The sequence below is a fragment of the Chryseobacterium sp. RU33C genome, assembly GCF_900156015.1.
GTDB lineage: Bacteria > Bacteroidota > Bacteroidia > Flavobacteriales > Weeksellaceae > Chryseobacterium > Chryseobacterium candidae.
In genome coordinates this window covers 173,925-194,536 of sequence record NZ_FTMT01000005.1, presented here as the reverse complement: position 1 = coordinate 194,536, position 20,612 = coordinate 173,925, and the positions used below count along the sequence as shown (strand labels likewise).

Sequence of the window (20,612 nt, the reverse complement as noted above, 5' to 3'; positions counted from 1 at the left end):
TCATGAAACTAATCTTTTCATTCATCGCAGCATTTGTTTTTTTCTTTCAATCTGATCTTGAAACGCTGAGAAACAGCTATGCAAAAGCGAACGAATCCAATACCAATACAGCTAGCTTTATTGAAACTGCGGAAAAACAATCCGGTTCTGACGCTGTAACGGTTGGGTATAAAGCAGCGGCGAAGATTATGGAAGCCAAAATTGCCAAAAGCAACAGAAAATCTCTGGTAAAAACGGGAGCTACAAGCCTTGAAAACGTAATCAAGAGTAATCCTAATAATGCAGAACTTCGTCTGATCAGAATGAGCGTTCAGGAAAATATTCCAAAGATTGTAGGATACCGTGGAAGTCTGAAGGATGATAAAGCTTTCCTGTTGAACAATTACAGCAAACAGAATACAGCATTAAAAGGCTATATCAAAAGGTTTGCAATGCAATCTAAAACCATGACAGAGACGGAAAGAGCCACTTTAAAATAAAAAAATGTTCCTTGCTGAAGTACAGAATGCTATTTCTGAAAAGAAGATATGCGTTTTAATACCTACCTACAATAATGAAAAAACTCTGAAAAGGGTGATTGACGGTGTTCTCGAGTACACCGAAAGTATTATTGTGGTTAATGATGGTTCTACAGATTCCACCCCTCAGATTCTTACTCAATATCCTCAGATTACTGTCATTTCCCTGCCGGAGAACAAAGGGAAAGGAAATGGCCTTAAAACAGGTTTCAGGGCAGCAAAGAATTCAGGATATGACTACGCTATCACGATTGATTCGGATGGACAGCATTATCCGGATGATATTCCGGTATTTGTAGAGGCTCTTCTTCAGGAAAAAGAGGATGTTCTTCTGATTGGGAACAGAAATATGTCTCAGGATGGTATTCCTAAGAAAAGCAGTTTCGGAAACCGTTTTTCCAATTTCTGGTTCTGGTTTGAAACCGGCATCAGACTGGAAGATACCCAATCGGGCTACAGGCTTTATCCTTTGCATAAAATTCCCAAGAAATATTTCACGCCTAAGTTTGAATTTGAAATTGAAATCATTGTAAGAACTGCGTGGAGGTATGTTCCCGTAAAAAATGTTCCTATTAAAGTGTTATACGATCCGAAGGAACGGGTTTCACATTTCAGACCTTTCAAAGATTTTACAAGGATCAGTATTCTGAATACAATTCTCGTGACGATTACCTTACTTTATATTATTCCGAGAAACTTTGTGAATAATTTCAAAAAAAAAAGCTTTAAAAGATTCATTCAGGAAGATGTCTTAGAAAGTGACGGTAGTAACCGTACAAAAGCATTTTCCATAGCTTTGGGAGTATTTATAGGTTTATCTCCTTTCTGGGGATTTCAGACCCTTCTGGTTATCAGTCTGTCTGTACTTTTCAAACTTAATAAAGTACTTGCCTTTGTAGCATCCAATGTAAGTCTTCCGCCTTTTATTCCCTTTATCATTGCTGCTTCTCTTTTTCTGGGAGCACCGTTTGTAAGTGGTGACAGTGATATTTTAAGTCAGGATTTGAATTTTGAACTGATTAAGAACAATCTTCTGCAATATATTATCGGGAGTTTTATCTTAAGCACTACACTTTCTGCGCTTACAGGGATAGCCTCTTTTCTGTTTTTGAATAAAGTAAGTCCGGAAAACAATTAAAAAAGCCCGGGACAATGTTCCAGGCTTATGAGAGCAATAATCTCATTGCAATTATTTCAGAATAAAATCTGCAAGGTCTTTTAAAAAGTGTTCATCCACCTTCCCTTTTGTTTCATAATCTTTTGGAGATGGTTTTCCGCTTCCGGCAATAAACAAGTGGCTTAATGCAGGATAAAACTTAAACACCGCTGTTTTATCATTTTTCAATGTTTCTTTCCAAAGATTAAAGTCTTTCTCTGTCACCTGATAATCTCTTCCCCCTTGTGCAAAAAACATGGGAGCTTTTACTTTTTTAACCTCATTAAGCTGATTGTAATCTTTTATATATTTCCAATAAGCAGCAGATTGTCCCAAAGGAAGTTCTGATGATGGTGAACTTATATTAAATTTAGATGAATTTAGAAAGGCTACCTTAGTTTTTACTTCCTGCACCGCCTCAGCAGGTACTTTAGTTGGATCTATAGCATGAAGATACTTATACTGTTCTACTAATAAATCCTGTAATGGTCTCGCATTCCCAGCCATAAAAACATATTTTGAAACCTGCACTTTTTCTGCAATTTTTGGCATCATATAAGCTCCCTGGCTATGTCCCAGAATAATAATCTGGTAGTCTTTGTAATCAGCATTCTTTTTAAAATAAAGAGCAGTATTTACCGCATCATTGATGGTTTCCTCTTCCACAGTAGATTTTTCATTAAATGTCTCAGGATAGGAATAGGTTCTTTTATCATATCGGTAGGAAGCAATTCCGTTGGCTAAAAGATATTCTGCAATGTCTTTAAACGGTTTGTTTTCTCCAATGGTTTCGTCTCTGTCATGCGCTCCGGAACCGTGAACGAAAATAACCAGTTTATTTTTATTGTTGGAGGGAGGAATCAACAGAGTTCCGTTCAGTTCAATGCCATCACTTTTAATTTTTAGTGTGGTTTTCTCATCAGGTTTTTCAAATGATTTATGAGGAACCAGGAAGAAGCCCAGTAGTTTATTATTTTCTCCAAAAGTAAGCTGAACATCCAGTTTTGTTTTTTCAAATTCGGAATAGTAATAATAGGTGTTTCCTTCATTATTTACTTCAAGGATATTTTTCAAACCTCCAATCTGTCCCTGTAGCTGTTCCGTAACAGCTTTAAGCTGATCTACCGGAATTTGTCCTGCTACGGAAGCATCGAAATAAGAATGTGCTTTTTCTATATTCTTATCCACCAATAAAGCTTTGATAAAAGTATTTCCTATCTCTTTTCTGTCCTGAGAAAATGATAACAGAGCATATGCTGTAAAGAATAAGGTTAAGAGTTTTTTCATAATCTATTATTTATAAACCACATCGTAAAATGATAGCGGTGTCATCATGATGGTAACAAATATCGCAATAATTACCAGAGCTAACTGGGTGATATGGTAGGTTTTTTCTTTTTCGTCCTCGTTGATTTCAAAAGTAAACTTTATTTTATCCGGTCTTCTGATGATCAGCCAGATAAAAAGAAGAACAGCCAGATTCATCAGTACAGGAAACACCACAAATATTTTGCTTCCATCATTGTCTTTCATATTTCCGTACCCGTGAATCGGGATAATGTCAGGTATAGATCTGTAAACCGTACACAGGTATACTGAATGGCAGATGATAATGAGGAAAGGAATGCAGAAAAGCAGTTTTATATATTTGGGGATCATTTCAGTTTCTTTAAAGTTTTCTGCAGGGATTTTTCAACATTTTTTCTGTCGGGAATCGTTGTAATTTCTTTCGTCAGAGCTTTCTCAAACTCCATTTTTGCGTTTGAATATTCTTTTTTTCTAAAATAATACTTTCCTGACTGATAATAGACCAGCCAAAAATCTGGGTTCATAGATTCATAATAAGGTATGAAATCATCTGTCAACAATATATCTTTATTTTCCGCTGCCTTATTGATTTCTTTACCCAATATTTTAGACAGTTCATAATTTTGAAATTCTTCAGAATCGGCAAATGGATCTCTTGCGATATTCAAATCTGTTTTCGCCAGCAGACTTTGTGATAGTGGCTTACCGGAAAAAACCTCGTTCAGGTCATAACAAACAAATTCTCCCAGCTGATAAGGATTGGAAGAAACCCAAACCAGTTTTTTCTGAGGGGAAAATATAACAGCATGGTGAGCGAGCAGCTGATTAAGCGCTTTTTCATTTCCATACCCGATACTTTCATCTTTTAAGCCGGATTTATTTCTTAAAATAGAAGCCATCTTTTCGGGAGTGATCTTTTTTTCTTCCTGCAAAAGCTCCTGAAGTTTTTCATAACGGTATTCTGAGTGGCTTTCTTCAATCTGTTTCTGATTTCTTTTGTCGTCCTTGTAAGTTTCAGACTGGAAATGATTGGTGCAAAGAATCTGGCTGGTATTCTGCACTCTGTACACTCCGAGATTTTTAGGTGAAACTTCAATAATGACTGCATTTTTATCTGCTGCACTGCCAACAAGAATAGATTCTGAAACGAAAACTTTTCTTTTTTTAGCAATAGCAATAGCTTCTTCTATATTTTTTGCATACTGTAAAATCTCTCTTGTAACAAGGGAGATAGGCGTTTTTGCAGTCAGAGGGATTTTTGATTTTCCGGCGTTAATGGTCACCGTAATTCCTTCTTTATTCATTCCGGACACTACACCAATCATTCCCGGCCAGCTTACTGACATGTAGGGAATTCCTTCTTCCGGCTGAACAAATTCCACTAATTTATTTTTAGCAAAATCGTCTCCCACATAAAAGTCGAAATTTCTTCCAATCAACAAGTCTCCGTCTTCAGTATTTTCATTCCATACAGCAAGAGATGTACAGCCTACCATAGCAAGATCCTGCATAGCATGTCCGATATCATGAGCTCCGTGCAGGTAAAGGTTTCTTAAATATTTAGGAGCAATAAAGTCATACTGATCAGATGAATATTGTGACAAGCCATATAATTCTGCCTGATAGTCTTCTCTTACATTGAGATACATTTTTCTGTTGTACCATTTCAAAAAACCTTTTAACAGCCGCTGCTTGAATTTTGAAGGAACAAAACTTTCCACTTTTGAAAAGAAAATGCTTTCCTGTTTCTGCATCAGGCTTTGTGTCAACGCTCCGTTATTATATCCTAATTGTAAAGGATTTCCCTGAATGTAAAGTTCCCAGAGCTGCTGTTTATTTTTGGTAAGGTAATTCTGATTATAGCTGAAAGTGCTGTCGTTGATTCTGGTAATTTTTGGAACCTCCAGAATATATTGTTTTACCTCAGGAATATGCCGGACAGATTTTGATATTCCACAGGATGCGAGGAAAAAACAGAGCGTGAGATAAAGAAAAGTTCTTTGAAAGGCTGTATAAATGATTTTAGTTTTTTTCACTTTATTTTTTATTAATCATTTGGGTCAGCCGCATGTCTATCGTTTCTTTTCCAATCATCTCAGCACAGGTATTAAAGGCTCCGATCGTAACCCCTAAGATCCCATGCATATTCACAGATTGTCCCGTCAGAAAAAGATTGTCAATTTTGGTACGGGGAGAAACCATTGTTTTAAGAGGATTCTCCGAGCTTTTCATGTATCCGTACATATTTCCTTCAAAATTCCCGATATAGTCTCTGTATGATAAGGGAGAAGAAGTATATATTGTTTTGATGGCATGCCTCAGGTTAGGGATTTTATGTTCCAGGGCATCAAGCATTTTTTCTGTTTTTTCCAGCTTAAATCTTGCATAGGCTGTTCCTCTCTCATGTTCATCGGCAACAGTATTGAACGTATTCTCCCATTCTTTTACCTCATCAAAATCCATATAAGAAATCGCGGTAAGGCTTTCTGCAAATTCAGGATGATGCTTAGAAGGAGTAGACGAAAGCATGTAAGTCTCCGGCCACATTTCTTTTCGGTACCGGAAGGCATTCCATACCAGGTCTTCTGATGAATAGTGGTATCTGTTATAATTAAAATTCGGAAGGTAATGAGGTTTTAAAACAATATAAATACTAAAGCATGATGAAACCGGCTTCCAGCTTAACACCCTGTTCAGAAAAGATTTTTTAAGTCTTTCTTCACCAATAAGTTTAATAGTGGAACGAATCTCAATATTTGAAATGAACTGTTTTGCGGCGTATTCTTTTCCTGTCTTTGTTTTTACAGAAGTTAGTGTATTATTTTCATTAAAAATGAATTCTGAAACTTCTGAATGCTTGTGTACTTCAGCTCCATATTCCCGAAGTTTTCTGATTAAAAGTTTAGAGATCTGGCTTCCTCCTCTCACGCATTTGTGAGCACTTTGGATATAAGAATTTACCGTCAAAGCATGCACATAAAAGGGAACATTCTCCGAGTCTCCGGCATATAAAAAATTCGAACCCAGTAAAACAGCCTGAAGCTTTTTGTTCTGGGTAACGGATTCGATAAATCTTTTGGTATTGAGGTGCAGTATTTCCTCGTTGTAACTGTCTTTTCCCACCACATGATACCTTGGAAACTGGCTGCATACGTATTGAATTTCTTCACAGTAGTTTTCAAGGTTTTCTTTTTCTTCGGGAAAATATTTGGATAACTGCTCAACAAAATTCTGATAGCCCTGAGCGTGAGGATATTCTATTTCATCATCCCCAAAACTGATTTTGTCATAGCCGTCTTCATCCATCAGCTGAAGTTCAAGATCATTCATGATTTCCAGATAGGAAAAGAACTGGTTCAGGTTCTGCCCTTTGGATAAACCTCCCAGATAATGAACTCCTGTATCGAAGATAAGTTTATCTCTTGAAAAGGTCTGCAGATTTCCTCCATATTGGTTATTCTTCTCCAGAACGCATACTTTAAGACCTTCTTTCGCCAAAATAAGAGCTGAAACAAGACCTCCCAATCCACTGCCGATTACAAGTATGTCGTATGCTTTCTTCAAAAGAGAATGTGTTTTAAATAATTAAGAAACAGGGAATTTAAGATATTTAAAGCTTATTTGAGTAAAGTAAGCATAGAAATTTCATGGGTTCTCTTAAATCTCGGTATATCTTAATGGTTTTTAGTTTTTATTCGTTTTTTATGGGATAAAAATAGAAAAATTAATCAACATCGTCCCAAAAATCAAAATAATTAAACCATTGGAGCGGATATTTTTTAACCATGGTTTCAAGATTCCGGACGTAAGAATGTAAAAGCCCTTGTGAATCGCGGTTTTTGATATTCTGTGCCACTCTTGCATACAGATGGTAATGAAGATTATCCTCTTTCATTACATAAACATATACTACCGGAACACCTAATCTTGAGGCAATCAAAAACGGACCAGCCGGAAATTTTGCACTTTTCCCAAGCAGTTCTGCCTCCAGATATTTGGATCCTTCGAAATAACGGTCTCCGGTAAAGCAGATAAGCTCATTATTGGATAAAGCCTGATTGATCTCAAAGATATGAGACATATCTTCTTTGACATAGATGAACTTGATGTTACTCTTTTTTACGGCAACACTTTCCAGATATTCCTTAATGACGGTAACTTCCTGATCTGTAGTGACCAGATTGATCTGGCAGTCGAAATCGATATCTGCAAAAAAATGTTCAGCAATCTCAAAATTACCAATATGCGCACTGATGAGCACTCCTCCTTTTTTAGCAGCTAAAAGATTTCTGAGGTTTTCAATACCATCAAATTCATAGGTATATTTTTCTCTGAGTCCGGCAGAAATAGCGGTTTTATCAATCAGAACTTTTCCGAAAGTAAAATAGCTTTTAAAGATGGAAGCTTTGGATTTCCAGTATCCGTAATTCAGTCTTTTCTGAAAATAATAAAGAATGTATTGGTTACTTTTCTTCTGAAACAGCGAATAATAGGCGGCCACAAAATACAGCACCCCATATGAACTTCTGATCCCGATATTTCTAATACACCAGACGAATATTCTGTATCCGAGTACTGTTCCTTTAGATTTACCTTTCCACTTGTTCATAGATAGAATTTAATATAAGAGAGAACCAATGTAACAATACCTTTAAAGTGTCTGCAGGCAGATCACGGTGATATTATTACATTGGCCCATTGTATAGAATAAAGATTTACTCAATAACTAAGCGTTTTTTTCAGCAATCTTATGTTCAATCGTTGTATAGAAATCATCAAATGTTACCATTTTTTTGAAATCTGCTTCTCCTAATTTCACCCCGAAATTGGATTCGATCACGACTACCATGTCGATATAATCAAGGCTGTCTAAGCCCAGTGTATTTTTAAGGTTGGCATCGTTACTGATTTCGTCTCCGTCTACCTCGAATTCGTTGACAAGAAAATCATTAACAATAGCAACAATTTTTTCCCTTTCCATGTTTTTAATCAAATTTTTTAACTATTAGTGCAGAATTGGTTCCCCCAAACCCAAAAGAATTCGACAAAAATACATCAATTTTTTGATTTATTGTTTTTGCGACTAAATTTATCTTTTTTGCTTCATTATCAGGGTTTTCCAGATTGATATTGGGAGCAACAAAATCGTTCTGCATCATCAGAATGGAGTAGATAACTTCACTTGCACCTGCCATCCAGCATTCGTGTCCGGTCATAGATTTGGTAGAACTTACCGGAACTTCACTCCCGAAGATCTCATAAATGGCTTTTGCTTCGTTGGCATCACCAATCGGAGTAGAAGTTGCGTGAGCATTGATATAATCGATGTCCGAAGCTTTTAATCCTGATTGTTTTAAGGCTCTGTCCATTGCCAGAGCAGGCCCATCTACATTGGGTGTTGAAATATGGCCTCCGTTTGAAGAGAAACCATACCCAATAATTTCGGCAATAATCGGAGCGCCTCTTCTTTGGGCAGATTCTAAGCTTTCAACAATCAGAGTGGCTGCACCTCCACTCGGAATCAATCCGTCTCTTTCTACATCGAAAGGTCTGGATGCTTTTGCAGGCTCATCTTCTCTGGCTGAGAACACTCCCAATCCGTCAAAGCTCGCCATGGAATATTTGTTGGTTTCCTGAGCTCCGCCGCAGATAATCATGTCCTGGAAACCATTTTTGATCATCATATAAGCCAGCCCCAATGAGTGTGAACCGCTTGCGCATGCTGCACTGATGGTAAGATTGATCCCTTTCAGTTTAAAAATCGTAGAAAGGTTCATCGTTACCGTTGAGTTCATTGATTTGAAGATCGCTCCCGATCCCATCAATGTTGTATCTTTCTTTTCCCTTGCAATATCGATAGATTCTACGACTGCCTGGGAAACGCTGTCATTTCCGTATAAGATTCCCACTTCATGAGAATCTAAGAATTCTTCATCCAGATTCGCCTGTTTCAATGCATCAAGGGTAGCGAGATAAGCGTACTCACTTTCCTCTCCCATGCTGACACGCTGGCGTCTGTTTAAAAGATTTTTCAGATCGGGCTTCGGAACAACTCCTGTAAGACCAGACCTGAAACCAAATTCTTTTCTGTCCTGATCTAAAACAATACCGGATTTTCCTTGATATAGGGATTCCCTGACCTCTTCTAAAGACGTCCCGATGCAGGAATAAATTCCCATTCCGGTAATTACAACCCTATTTTCCATGTTATGAATAAATTCCTCCGTTAATATTAATCACTTCTCCTGTTATGTATGAAGATTTTTTAGATGCTAAAAATGCGACAAGATCTGCTACTTCTTCTGCTTCTCCGAATCTGTTGGCCGGAATCATTGCTTTCAGTTCTTCTTCATTGAACTCCTGAGTCATATCTGTTTTGATGAAACCTGGAGCTACAGCATTTACGGTAACATTTCTTTTGGCAACTTCCTGAGCAAGAGCTTTTGTAGCACCTACCAAAGCACCTTTTGCGGCAGAATAATTAGTCTGACCCGCGGTTCCTTTTACTCCTGATACGGAAACCATATTGATGATTCTTCCGTATTTGTTACGAAGCAGCTTTTGAATAAAGAAATTGGTTACGTTAAAAAATCCGTCCAGACTTGTATTGATCACACTGTTCCAGTCTTCTTTCTGCATCCACATAAAAAGACCATCTCTTGTGATTCCGGCATTATTGACGATCACTTCTACCACCGCATCTGGATTTTTCTCCTGCCATTCCGTTAAAACAGATTGTGTTTCTTCGGTGTTTCCTACATCAAATTTAAGAATTTCTCCCGTTGCTCCAAGTTCTTCCACTTTAGCCAATGTTTCGTTGGCTGCGATTTCGTTTGAAGCGTAGTTGATAAGGATGTGATAGTTTTTCTCTTCAGCCAGTTTTATACAGATTGCTCTCCCGATCCCTCTGGAGCCACCTGTTACAATTGCACATTTCATGCGTTAGTGTTTATATCGTTTTAGTTTTTTAATTTTATGCTATCCCTTTCTTAGAAGACAATCCATAGCAGGCAATAGTTACATTCCTTTCAGGTATTTCTTTACTTCCTCCAGATACGGATACATAACCATATCGTCTGAGAATGCAGGAATAATTTTTCTGATTTCATCATACAGTTCTTTCGTAGATGATGAAACCTTATCCTGAAATCCAAGATATTCAACAGCCTGGATGATCGTAATAGCTTCAATGGACAATACCTCAAAGGCATTTTCAATTACTTTTCTGCAGATCACCGCAGCGTTTGTTCCCATACTAACGATATCCTGGTTATCGTTATTGTTTGGAATACTGTGAACATACATAGGGTTTGACAACATCTGGCTTTCCGCAGTGGTAGAAGTTGCTGTAAACTGTACACCCTGCATCCCGAAATTGAAACCTAATTTACCTAAGTTCACAAAAGGAGGCAAAATTTCATTGATTTTCGAATTCAAAAGATAATTAAGCTGTCTTTCTGCAAGCATGGTCAGTTTGGTTACTACAATCTTAAGCTTGTCCATTTCCAGAGAGATATAATCGCCATGAAAGTTTCCTCCGTGATAAACATGTTGGTCTTCAACATTGATAATCGGGTTATCATTCGCTGAATTAATCTCATTTTCAAGAACTTTCTCTGTATATTCCAACGTATCCAATACCGGACCTAAAATCTGAGGCACGCATCTTAAAGAATAATATTCCTGAACTTTTTCCTTGAATACTTTTTCCTGTTCTTCGAAGTGGGTATAAAGGTGGTCTTCTCTTTTTCTGATCAGTTTACTGTCTGCCAGATGAGCACGCATTCTTTCTGCCACTTTCTGCTGACCGTAATGTTTTTTCGTTCCGTTCAGTGCTTCTGACAAGTGATCATCATAAGCCTGTACAATTTCATTGATGGCACAAGAAAGTCTTAGGGAAATATCTGTAAGCTGATTGGCTTTGTAAGCATTCACAATACCGATTCCTGACATCACGGAAGTTCCGTTCATCAAAGCAAGCCCTTCACGGATCTCTACTTTTATCGGCTCTAATCCTTCTGTTTCAAAAACGTCTTTGGTAGATTTTCTTTCTCCTTTATAAAATACTTCTCCTTCTCCAATCAATACCAAAGCAAGATGAGCCAGCTGAACAAGGTCACCGCTTGCTCCTACTCCCCCATGCTCAAAGATCAACGGAGTAATATTTCTGTTGATCAGTTCCTGAAGCAAATAAATAACAGATTGATGCACTCCCGAATTCCCTAGTGACAAGGTATTCAGTCTTGCCAGCATACATGCTTTTACTTCTTCTGCAGGCAAAGGGTTTCCGATTCCTGAAGAATGGCTTCTGATAAGGTTGTACTGAAGCTGGTGTGTATCTTCATCACTGATTTTAAACTGAGCCATTGGCCCAAAACCGGTATTCACACCATATATTACTTTATTTTTTGAAAACTCTTTTAAAAACTGAAAACTTTTATCCACTCTTGACAAAAGTGATTCATCCAGTTCTATTTTTTCATTCTCAATGATAATTTTTTGAAAGTCTTTCAGTTCTAAAAAGTTATTTATTTTCATCAATTAAAAGTAATAGTTGATAATTTTGTAAAATATAATTATTTGTCACTAATTTTGCGGCAAAGATAAAAGTTATTATTAAAATAAAAAATCAAAGATGAGCAAAGAATTTGTTGACGTTCTTGTAATCGGAGCCGGACCTTCCGGATGCGTGTCTTCTTCGTACCTGAAGAACAATAACGTCAGCGTAAAAGTAGTCGAAAAGACACAATTCCCAAGACTGGTAGTTGGAGAAAGCTTAATTCCCAGAGTAATGGACCACTTTGATGAGGCAGGACTTTTCCCTGCATTAGACAAAATGGGCTTTGAAAAAAAGCTGGGAGCACGTTTCCTTCACGGCGATGAAGTCTGCATTTTTGATTTCAGCAACAAATTCGGAGAGGGCTGGGACTGGACCTGGCAGGTTCCGAGAGCTGATTTTGATAATACTCTTGCTCAGGAGGTCATTAATAAAGGGATTGATCTTGAATTTGAAACCGAAGTTATTGACATTCAATTTGACGGAACAAATTCTGTGACTAAGGTAAGAAATAAAGATGGGAAAACGAAAGAGATCCATGCTAAGTTTGTGATTGATTCCAGCGGCTACGGAAGAGTATTACCTCGTCTGCTTGATTTGGAAAAACCTTCAAAACTTTCCCCTCACTCTGCGATTTTCTCTCATGTAAACGATATCAACAGAGCACCGGGAGAAGAAGGGACTTTAATTTCTTTTGACATCATTGAAACAGAAGTATGGCTTTGGGTAATTCCTTTTTCCAATGGAAATACCAGTGTAGGAATTGTAGGTCCTACTGAATATATTGACAAATTATCTGAAAACGGAGATGCTGCAGAAGCTTTAAGAAAGGCGATTTCTCTTTCTGATTATTATGTAAAACGTTTTGGGGATGTAGATTTCCTTTTTGAGCCTAAACATCTGAAAGATTATTCATGTTCGGTGAAAAGTTTATTCGGGGACGGATTTGCTTTAACAGGGAATGCTTCAGAATTCCTTGATCCGGTTTTCTCTTCAGGAATGGCTTTTGCCACAGAATCCGGAATGCTGGCCGCAAAATTGGCGTTAAGACAACTAAACGGAGAAAAAATTGACTGGCAGAAGGAATACTCAGATTATATCTTATATGGAGTGGATGTTTTCACCACCTATGTAAAAGAATGGTATACCGGAAATCTTCAGGAGTTATTTTTCCATCAGCCGGAAAATCCCGATGTAAAGAAAAAGATCTGTGCAGTCTTAGCCGGATATGTCTGGAATAAAGACAATCCTTTTGTTAAAAAGCATGATACGGTGATTAAAAATCTTGCGAACCTGATCAAGCTAGAAAAACAGGAACAGCAAAATCAAGCATAGAAAAACGGTCTGAATTTTCAGACCGTTTTTGTTATTTCATAGATTTTTTAATTTCTCTTCCCAGATATCTTCCCGCTGATTCATATACTGTGGCGATTCTTCCATATTCCATAACTTCTTCCTTGCTTTGAATAAATTTATCAAATTTATTCAGCTGTACTTCAGCCAAAACCACCGAAGGATTACCGGCTTCCACCAGTTTTATATTTCCACTTAATTGTGCTTCCATCACGATCATTCCGCCATGCCATCCCGGGAAAAGCCATTTTGTATCTACAATTAAGGTATATTGAGCAGAACCATCCTTTTTGAATATAACGTCTTTATAGTATTTGCCTAAACCTTTTGCAAAATAGTTGATATACTCTTCTTTTTTATATCGTTCCCATTCTCCGATCCATTGTTTCCATCCTTCTTTTCCTCTTTTCGGGTTAGCTAGAACATCTTCTTTTCTGTTTTCGAGATATTGAGCTTCTGTAAAGTTTTCTTTCATAAACAATACATTATCAAATCTAAACTCAATATTCACTTCTTTCTGATCTTTTAAAGCCTGGAAATCTCCTGAAACAAGCTCCATTTTCCCCTGTCCGAAAGCCATTGTCATCATGATCAGAAATGTCAGTAATAATATTTTTTTCATAGATATTAGCTTTGCTATTTAAGTACTTAAAGATATTTACTTTTATTAATAATTGACTATAAAAAACGGTCTAAAAAAATCAAAATTTCCCTGTTCAAAGTTAATCTGATTTTGAGCAAAAGTTGCAATTGCCATTGCTACAAAGAATAGCAACAATAGTTTTTTCATAAGATATCAGTTTTTTTATTAAGTCTTTAAAGGTATTATAAAAAGCGAATTTTTACTCTCATTTACATTTAACTTTATCTTAAATCAATAAAAGTTATTGGCTTTCTGCTGTTGGGATTAAAAACCGTTTTAGACAAAATATCAAAATCTACGATTTCAATTTTCGGGCTTACTCTTAATTTTGCACGAAAATGATCTCTTACTTCATTCACAAAGCTGTCGTGCTCTTCTTCTGTACTCAGTTTAATGATAATTTCGTCAAGCCCGATTTCGTTAGCCTGGATAATGATCTGATAACATAAGATTTTGTTGAAATCATTCAGAATATCGTTCATTGCAGGTGGATAAAGCGTTGTTCCTTTGTATTTGATCATCTGTTGTTTTCTTCCTACTACAGGTCCTAACCTCATCGTATTTCTTCCACACTGGCACGGCTCATAGTGAGCTTTTACAAGATCTCCGGTTTTAAATCTCAACAAAGGAATCGCTTCTACTCCCAATGTTGTAATCGTCAGTTCACCACTTTTTCCTTCTTTTACCGGATTTCCTTCATCATCAAGAATTTCTGTAATGATGAGTTCCGGATGGTGATGTCCTCCGATTTGAAATTCACACTCTGTAAAAGCGGTACTCATTTCGGTAGACGCATAGGTAGAAAAGAGTTGGATATCCCACTTCTCCTTGATCTTCTGGGAAAGAATATTATCTGTAAAATCCTGATTTTTGATACTTTCTCCGATACACACAGCCCCGTAAACGCTGGAGTTTTTATAATCCAATCCCTGTTTTTCGGCAAAATCAATCATTTTCAGCAGAAAAGAAGGTACGGTAATCAGATATTTTGGTTTGTATCTGAAAATAGAATCCCACTGCAGTTCAGGAATTCCCGGTCCCATTCTCACCACGCTTGCCCCCATTTTTCTTAAACCAAGAAAATAAGCAAGCCCAGCCATAAACCTTTTATCTATGGTGGTAATCATCTGCACAACATCACCTTTCTGAATTCCTGCACAGGCAAAAGAGATTGCTTCATTGTACGCCAGTCTTTCAAGATCACTGTCAGACAATCCAAAAGTAACCGGATCTCCCAATGTTCCGGAGGTGGTACTGTAATCCACAATTTTATCCGGTGTTATGCAGAAAAAATCATGGTTATACTGCTGAAGATCATTCTTTGTGGTGGTAGGAATCTTCTGAAGATCTTCCAACGTACGAATGTCAGCAATATTGATATTATTTTCTCTGAACAGTTTCTGATAAAAAGGGGAATGAGTTTCAAGATAAGTCAAAAGCTCATGAAGTTTTTCTTCCTGAAATAGTTTGATTTCCTGAACCCCTGCTTTCTCAATTGACGGATGAAATTCCAATGATTTTAATTTTTAAAAGGCAAATTTATTTAATTAAAATGAAAAGATTTAAAGATTCAAGTATTAAAAGATGAATTATCTCTGAAATGTAAAGGTTTGTGTATTGGTATTTCCTGCTGTATTGACTGTGGTTACTTTTAAAGTATGAGAACCGCTTCCTTTAGGACATTTTTCATCAAAAATGTAGACAAAATTATCTTTTACACGGGCAAAGCGCAGCCATTTCCCATCCAGTTCGGCACGGAATGAAATAATGTCTCCTGCTTTCGTTGTTCCTTTTAAAAGCAATGAACTGCTATTAACCAATGCTCCTTCTTTCCAAGCTGATGAAACAGATGGCAGGTTATTGTCTATTAAGAGTTTTGCGCTACCCAATCTGTTGAATTTCCCTTCTGCCCAATCACCATTCCATTTCACCTTGACTACATTCTTATCACTGCCATAGTCAAGAAGAATAACAGCTTTATCTTTTTCCGTGCTCGTTAATTTTCTATTTGACTTTATTTTCAAAGTATATTCATCCTGAACAGGAATGTATGGACTATGCAAAACAATTGTATTTGAAACCGCATTCGGATCTATATCAGGTCTTTCATAGGCATTGAAATTTATGGCATCATACACTGCATTTTTGCTGAAATTAATCTCTGTATTTTCTGTGGTAATGGTTTTGGCTTCGCTAGCCATTATTGTTTTTGGCGTAGAAGATATTTTGTCTGAGGTCTTGCTTAACTGAAGTTTTGTTGTTAACCGGCTTGTGTTTCCTTTGACATCTTTCAGGACAATTTCAATGGTATGCACATTTTCATCCTGAAGATGGATAATTCCTGTTAAATCAGGAAGGCTGTAATTCCTGAGTTTCATTCCCGGTAAAGCTGAAAGATGCTGAATTGCTGTTTTATCCCTGATGAATTTAGTATAGTCTATACAGCCGTTGATGTAACGGGTATCATCATAATGTACTTTATCAATTTTAAAACTGTAAATCAACTTTCCATCCATTAATAACTCTGCATTATAAATCCCCAGATTAAACCCTTGATTGGCCTTATCTACAGCTTTAATGCCCAAACTTATTTCCGGAGAATTGACCTGAACGAGGTTAGAAGTATAAACATTCCCTACTTTTTTGACTGCTATTCCATTCGCTCCTGGTTCATAAGTACTGAAACGTCGGTCATACCAATACAGTCCGCTGATGATGGGCGCTATATTATCGGGAATAACAAAGCCAAAAAGTAAAGGATTAAGGCATTCCTCTGTTTTGGTATCTCTTATTTCGAAATGCAGATGTGGCCCAGCAGACCCTCCGGTATTTCCACTTAACGCAATTTGCTGTCCTTTTTCCACCGGAAACTGTCCGGGTTGAAAAGTAATGTCCTGTTCCCATTTTTCGTCTTTGTATTGTCTTTCCTTTACATATTCATCAAGTGCATTAAAATATTTGTTCAGGTGAGCATATACCGTTGTATAGCCATTGGGATGAGTAATGTACACTGCATTTCCAAATCCGTAGCGCTCTACTTTTATTCTGCTTACATAGCCGTCTGCTGCTGCAAGAACCGGTAAATTCTCCTGGCTATTGGTTCTCAGATCCAATCCCATATGAAAGTGATTCGTCCGGATAGCTCCAAAATTGGCTGCCAGCTGCATGGGAATATTGAGAGGATTCCTGAAATAATTCTGGGGATAATTATTTTGAGCTTCTACAATGCCCGTGTTGATAAAACAAACAAAAAGCATCAGGTGATAAAAGATTTTCATACAGCATTTGGGTTTATACGTCTAATTAAATATACGAATTTTTAAGTTATGCTTATTTTTTGACCGCAGATTTCACAGATTTTCACAGATGATTATGTTGTAGGTTTTGGCTCTAAAGCCATTGGATATATTTTTATTATTTAAATGGGCTTCCTTCAACTATGCTCAGGATAATAGCCCACTCTTATTGAATAAATTGCATAAATTTTTATATAAAAAACACCCAGAAAAATTCACGTATTAACCATTCATCATTCACTTTTTCTCACCTTCCCCATTTATATTTCTGAAATTGAACTTTTTAATAGAAATTACCTACATAAAACATATATTATAAACCGACAAATTTTAGTAAATTTGCAGACTTAATTAATCAACGATATTGAGATATTTACAATGAGCCAATTTAAAGAATACAAAAACCTCAACCTTATTGACGTAGCAGAGAATGTAGCGGAATTTTGGAAACAAAATAAAACTTTCAATAAGAGTGTTGAGATTCGTCAGGGAAATCCTGAGTTTGTTTTTTATGAAGGTCCGCCTTCAGCAAACGGTATGCCTGGAATTCACCACGTAATGGCAAGAGCATTGAAAGATATTTTCTGCCGTTACCAGACGCAAAACGGAAAGCAGGTTTTCCGTAAAGCAGGCTGGGATACGCATGGTCTTCCTGTGGAACTGGGTGTAGAAAAAGAATTAGGAATCACGAAAGAAGATATTGGCAAAAAAATCTCTATTGAAGACTATAACAAAGCTTGCCGTGAAGCGGTAATGCGTTATACCGATGTATGGAATAACCTTACGGAGAAAATCGGATATTGGGTAGATCTTGATGATCCGTACATCACGTACAAGTCAAAATATATGGAAACCGTTTGGTGGTTATTGAAGCAGTTGTACAGCAAAGACCTGTTGTACAAAGGGTATACGATCCAGCCTTACTCACCAAAAGCAGGAACAGGACTTTCTTCTCACGAGCTGAATCAGCCCGGCACTTATCGTGATGTTTCGGACACAACGGTTGTAGCTCAGTTTAAAGTAAAGAAAGACTCTTCAGCATTGTTCAATGATGTTGATGGGGATGTTCATATCCTTGCATGGACGACAACTCCATGGACGCTTCCATCCAATACGGCTCTTACCGTAGGCAGAGATATTGAATATGTTGTAGTGAAAACCTTCAATCAATATACATTTGAACCTGTAACAGTAGTTTTATCAAGCGTTCTTTTACCTAAGGTTTTCGGTAAAAAATATGCAGAAGGTACAGATGAAGATTTTGCCAACTATACTCCGGAAACAAAAGTAATTCCTTTCAGAATACTCAAAGAATTCACAGGAGAAAAGCTTGTTGATACAAGATATGAGCAATTAGTTCCATGGTTTACGCCAAACGACAATCCTGAGAATGCATTCAGAGTAATCTTAGGGGATTTCGTAACCACTGAGGATGGTACAGGGATCGTTCACACGGCTCCTACTTTTGGTGCTGATGATGCAAGAGTAGCTAAAATGGCTCAGCCTGAGATCCCGCCAATGTTGGTAAAAGATGAAAATGACAATCTTGTACCATTGGTAGATTTACAGGGTAAATTCATCAAAGGAGAAAATGTTCCTGCCGTATTTTCCGGAACTTATATCAAAAATGAATACTACGATGAAGGAACTGCTCCTGAGAAATCATGGGATGTAGAACTTGCCATCTTATTGAAAACGGAGAACAAGGCTTTCAAAGTAGAAAAATATGTCCACTCTTATCCACACTGCTGGAGAACAGATAAGCCGGTATTGTACTATCCGCTTGATTCATGGTTTGTGAAAATGACCGCTGTAAAAGACAGACTGGTTAATTTAAACAAAGAAGTCAACTGGAAGCCAAAAGCTACCGGAGAAGGACGTTTTGCCAACTGGCTGGAAAATGTGAACGACTGGAATCTTTCCCGTTCAAGATATTGGGGTATTCCGTTGCCAATCTGGAGAACAGAGGATCTGAAAGAAGAAAAAATCATCGGTTCTGTAGAAGAATTATACAACGAAATCGAAAAATCAATTGCTGCTGGATTGATGACTGAAAACCCGTTCAAAGGTTTCATCATCGGGAATATGGCTGAGTCTAACTACGAACTTGTGGATCTTCACAAAAATGTAGTAGACAAAGTGGTATTGGTTTCTGATTCAGGAAAAGCAATGAAGCGTGAAAGCGACCTGATCGACGTTTGGTTCGATTCAGGTTCTATGCCTTATGCCCAGTTGCATTATCCTTTCGAAAACAAAGAATTAATCGACAATAATAAAGCATTCCCTGCTGATTTCATCGCAGAGGGTGTAGACCAGACGCGTGGATGGTTCTATACGCTTCACGCTATCGGAACGGCTGTGTTTGATTCTGTTGCTTATAAAAATGTAATGAGTAACGGTCTTGTTCTGGATAAGAACGGACAGAAGATGTCAAAACGTTTAGGAAATGCTGTCGATCCGTTCGAAACCCTTTCTGTATACGGACCGGATGCAACGCGTTGGTATATGATATCAAACGCAAATCCATGGGAAAACCTGAAGTTTGACATTGAAGGAATTGACGAGGTAAGAAGAAAGTTCTTCGGAACACTTTACAATACCTATTCATTCTTTGCTCTATATGCGAATGTGGATGGCTTCAAATATTCAGAAAAAGAAGTGGAGAACCGTCCTGAAATCGACAGATGGATCCTTTCTGAACTTAATCTTCTGATCAAGGAAGTAAAAGCTTTCTATGAGGATTACGAGCCAACAAGAGTAGCAAGGGCAATCAGCACATTTGTAAACGACAACCTGAGTAACTGGTATGTAAGACTATGCAGAAGACGTTTCTGGAAAGGAGATTATTCTGATGACAAGATCTCTGCTTACCAGACGTTATACACTTGTCTTGAAGTAGTAGCCAAATTATCTGCGCCTATTGCTCCGTTCTTTATGGATCAGCTGTATCAGGATTTGAACAGAGTAACAGGAAAAGAAAACTGTGAATCTGTACACCTTACAGACTTCCCGGTAGCTGATGAAAGCTTAATTGATCAGGATCTGGTGGAAAAAACGCATTTGGCACAGAACATTACAAGTATGGTTTTCTCGTTGAGAAAGAAAGAAAATGTAAAAGTTCGCCAGCCGTTACAAAAAGTATTGATTCCTGTATTGGATGCTAAAGCAGAAGAACAGATTCTTGCTGTAGCAGACTTAATCAAGCAGGAAGTCAACGTGAAAGAATTACAGTTAATTAATGCGGAAGAAGCATCACACTTAATTGTAAAACAGATAAAACCTAACTTCAAAGCTCTTGGCCCTAAACTAGGAAAAGACATGAAAGTGGTGGGTGCCGAGATTGCAAATCTTACTGCAGAACAGATTACCGCTCTTGAAAAAGAAGGAAAACTGGATGTTCAGGGATATGAAATTACCCTTGAGGATGTGGAAATTTCTACAAAAGATATCCCGGGATGGACCGTTACTTCCGATGGAAAAACAACTGTGGCATTAGATTTGACGTTAACCGATGAATTAAAATCTGAAGGTATCGCAAGAGAATTCATCAACAGGATTCAAAACCTGCGAAAAGATAAAGACTTTGAACTGACAGACAGAATTTCAATCACATTGGAAGAAAGTTCTCCTTTCCTGAATGAGATTAAGAAAAATGAGGAATATATTTCTTCCGAAGTCTTGTCAAATAAAATAGAAATTGTATCTTCACTTTCAAATTTTAACGAAATCGAAATAGATGAGGTTAATTTTAAGGTAAATGTTGAAAAAAATTAATCTATAG

At 37.3% G+C, this 20,612-nt stretch carries 16 protein-coding genes; 4 read left to right on the top strand and 12 right to left on the bottom strand.

Annotated elements, in window-relative coordinates; translation table 11 throughout:
* The first annotated feature begins 2 nt into the window (after window positions 1-2).
* Together BW946_RS06985 and BW946_RS06980 are read left to right on the top strand one after the other, a co-directional pair.
* Window positions 3-479, top strand: coding sequence for a hypothetical protein (locus BW946_RS06985; protein WP_076595480.1), 477 nt, complete (start codon window positions 3-5; stop codon window positions 477-479).
* Window positions 480-483: 4 nt separating this feature from the next.
* On the top strand, window positions 484-1,656 hold the full coding sequence (locus tag BW946_RS06980) for a DUF2062 domain-containing protein (RefSeq protein ID WP_076595479.1): 1,173 nt from the start codon (window positions 484-486) through the stop codon (window positions 1,654-1,656).
* A gap of 51 nt (window positions 1,657-1,707) precedes the next feature.
* Here the strand turns inward: BW946_RS06980 and BW946_RS06975 are convergent, their stop codons facing one another.
* From BW946_RS06975 to hutH, 9 genes are all read right to left on the bottom strand, one after another.
* Window positions 1,708-2,961, bottom strand: a complete 1,254-nt coding sequence (locus BW946_RS06975; RefSeq protein WP_076595478.1) for an alpha/beta hydrolase — start codon at window positions 2,959-2,961, stop codon at window positions 1,708-1,710.
* A 6-nt stretch (window positions 2,962-2,967) separates the two neighbouring features.
* On the bottom strand, window positions 2,968-3,333 hold the full coding sequence (locus tag BW946_RS06970) for a hypothetical protein (protein WP_076595477.1): 366 nt from the start codon (window positions 3,331-3,333) through the stop codon (window positions 2,968-2,970).
* Window positions 3,330-5,018, bottom strand: a complete 1,689-nt coding sequence (locus tag BW946_RS06965; RefSeq protein WP_083688796.1) for a C45 family autoproteolytic acyltransferase/hydolase — start codon at window positions 5,016-5,018, stop codon at window positions 3,330-3,332. Before BW946_RS06965 ends, BW946_RS06970 begins: the two co-directional genes overlap by 4 nt.
* Before the next feature lies 1 nt (window position 5,019).
* On the bottom strand, window positions 5,020-6,546 hold the full coding sequence (locus BW946_RS06960; protein ID WP_076595476.1) for a phytoene desaturase family protein: 1,527 nt from the start codon (window positions 6,544-6,546) through the stop codon (window positions 5,020-5,022).
* Window positions 6,547-6,706: 160 nt separating this feature from the next.
* Window positions 6,707-7,591: an LpxL/LpxP family acyltransferase gene (locus BW946_RS06955; protein ID WP_076595475.1), complete on the bottom strand. Its 885-nt coding sequence runs from the start codon at window positions 7,589-7,591 to the stop codon at window positions 6,707-6,709.
* A gap of 117 nt (window positions 7,592-7,708) precedes the next feature.
* On the bottom strand, window positions 7,709-7,963 hold the full coding sequence (locus BW946_RS06950; RefSeq protein ID WP_034692469.1) for an acyl carrier protein: 255 nt from the start codon (window positions 7,961-7,963) through the stop codon (window positions 7,709-7,711).
* Between the two features lie 4 nt (window positions 7,964-7,967).
* On the bottom strand, window positions 7,968-9,188 hold the full coding sequence (locus BW946_RS06945) for a beta-ketoacyl-[acyl-carrier-protein] synthase family protein (protein ID WP_076595474.1): 1,221 nt from the start codon (window positions 9,186-9,188) through the stop codon (window positions 7,968-7,970).
* Window position 9,189: 1 nt separating this feature from the next.
* The gene (gene fabG, locus BW946_RS06940) at window positions 9,190-9,921 is read right to left on the bottom strand and encodes a flexirubin biosynthesis SDR family reductase FlxB (RefSeq protein WP_076595473.1); all 732 of its coding nucleotides are present in this window, start codon (window positions 9,919-9,921) and stop codon (window positions 9,190-9,192) included.
* A gap of 78 nt (window positions 9,922-9,999) precedes the next feature.
* A complete protein-coding gene (gene hutH, locus BW946_RS06935) occupies window positions 10,000-11,520 on the bottom strand; it encodes a flexirubin biosynthesis tyrosine ammonia-lyase FlxA (protein WP_076595472.1) in 1,521 nt (506 codons plus the stop codon).
* A gap of 97 nt (window positions 11,521-11,617) precedes the next feature.
* On the opposite strand from hutH, the gene BW946_RS06930 reads away from it, so the two are divergent.
* The gene (locus BW946_RS06930) at window positions 11,618-12,874 is read left to right on the top strand and encodes an NAD(P)/FAD-dependent oxidoreductase (RefSeq protein WP_076595471.1); all 1,257 of its coding nucleotides are present in this window, start codon (window positions 11,618-11,620) and stop codon (window positions 12,872-12,874) included.
* Between the two features lie 31 nt (window positions 12,875-12,905).
* Here BW946_RS06930 and BW946_RS06925 read toward each other — a convergent pair whose 3' ends face one another.
* From BW946_RS06925 to BW946_RS06915, 3 genes are all read right to left on the bottom strand, one after another.
* A complete protein-coding gene (locus BW946_RS06925; protein WP_076595470.1) occupies window positions 12,906-13,514 on the bottom strand; it encodes a hypothetical protein in 609 nt (202 codons plus the stop codon).
* Between the two features lie 242 nt (window positions 13,515-13,756).
* A complete protein-coding gene (locus tag BW946_RS06920; protein ID WP_076595469.1) occupies window positions 13,757-15,049 on the bottom strand; it encodes a flexirubin biosynthesis putative acyl-CoA ligase FlxY in 1,293 nt (430 codons plus the stop codon).
* Between the two features lie 75 nt (window positions 15,050-15,124).
* Entirely contained in the window at window positions 15,125-16,813 is a 1,689-nt protein-coding gene (locus BW946_RS06915) for a M23 family metallopeptidase (protein WP_076595468.1), read from the bottom strand.
* Between the two features lie 396 nt (window positions 16,814-17,209).
* Here BW946_RS06915 and ileS point away from each other — a divergent pair, with 396 nt between their 5' ends.
* Complete coding sequence (gene ileS, locus BW946_RS06910; RefSeq protein WP_076595467.1) at window positions 17,210-20,605, top strand: isoleucine--tRNA ligase; 3,396 nt, start codon at window positions 17,210-17,212, stop codon at window positions 20,603-20,605.
* Window positions 20,606-20,612: the final 7 nt, after the last annotated feature.

Coding starts and splice junctions, on each gene's coding strand:
- BW946_RS06985 (WP_076595480.1), top strand. CDS start 3: ATGAAACTAATCTTTTCATTCATCGCAGCATTTGTTTTTTTCTTTCAA.
- BW946_RS06980 (WP_076595479.1), top strand. CDS start 484: ATGTTCCTTGCTGAAGTACAGAATGCTATTTCTGAAAAGAAGATATGC.
- BW946_RS06975 (WP_076595478.1), bottom strand. CDS start 2,961: ATGAAAAAACTCTTAACCTTATTCTTTACAGCATATGCTCTGTTATCA.
- BW946_RS06970 (WP_076595477.1), bottom strand. CDS start 3,333: ATGATCCCCAAATATATAAAACTGCTTTTCTGCATTCCTTTCCTCATT.
- BW946_RS06955 (WP_076595475.1), bottom strand. CDS start 7,591: ATGAACAAGTGGAAAGGTAAATCTAAAGGAACAGTACTCGGATACAGA.
- BW946_RS06950 (WP_034692469.1), bottom strand. CDS start 7,963: ATGGAAAGGGAAAAAATTGTTGCTATTGTTAATGATTTTCTTGTCAAC.
- BW946_RS06945 (WP_076595474.1), bottom strand. CDS start 9,188: ATGGAAAATAGGGTTGTAATTACCGGAATGGGAATTTATTCCTGCATC.
- fabG (WP_076595473.1), bottom strand. CDS start 9,921: ATGAAATGTGCAATTGTAACAGGTGGCTCCAGAGGGATCGGGAGAGCA.
- hutH (WP_076595472.1), bottom strand. CDS start 11,520: ATGAAAATAAATAACTTTTTAGAACTGAAAGACTTTCAAAAAATTATC.
- BW946_RS06930 (WP_076595471.1), top strand. CDS start 11,618: ATGAGCAAAGAATTTGTTGACGTTCTTGTAATCGGAGCCGGACCTTCC.
- BW946_RS06925 (WP_076595470.1), bottom strand. CDS start 13,514: ATGAAAAAAATATTATTACTGACATTTCTGATCATGATGACAATGGCT.
- BW946_RS06915 (WP_076595468.1), bottom strand. CDS start 16,813: ATGAAAATCTTTTATCACCTGATGCTTTTTGTTTGTTTTATCAACACG.
- ileS (WP_076595467.1), top strand. CDS start 17,210: ATGAGCCAATTTAAAGAATACAAAAACCTCAACCTTATTGACGTAGCA.